The organism is Shewanella sp. AS16 (assembly GCF_021412365.1).
GTDB classification, from domain to species: domain Bacteria; phylum Pseudomonadota; class Gammaproteobacteria; order Enterobacterales; family Shewanellaceae; genus Shewanella; species Shewanella salipaludis.
Genome location: NZ_JAKCLK010000395.1, coordinates 1 through 283, shown reverse-complemented (window position 1 = coordinate 283; position 283 = coordinate 1). Strand labels below are relative to the sequence as shown.

Annotated in this window: 1 pseudogene; it reads left to right on the top strand. The window is 35.0% G+C overall.

Annotated elements, in window-relative coordinates:
- Positions 1-283 (top strand): annotated as a pseudogene (locus tag LZP73_RS20805) (IS1380 family transposase); the annotation flags it as partial.

Below are 283 nucleotides of genomic sequence, written 5' to 3'. Positions count from 1 at the left end.
GGCATTGATAAGTTAGAACGTCTAAAGCTACTTCAAAATGATCCCCTCGTCAACGAGTTTGATATTTCCGTAAAAGAACCTGAAACAGTGTCACGGTTTCTAGGAAACTTCAACTTCAAGACAACCCAAATGTTTAGAGACATTAATTTTAAAGTCTTTAAATAACTGCTCACTAAAAGTAAATTGACATCCATTACGATTGATATTGATAGTAGTGTAATTAACGTAGAAGGTCATCAAGAAGGTGCGTCAAAAGGATATAATCCTAAGAAACTGGGAAACC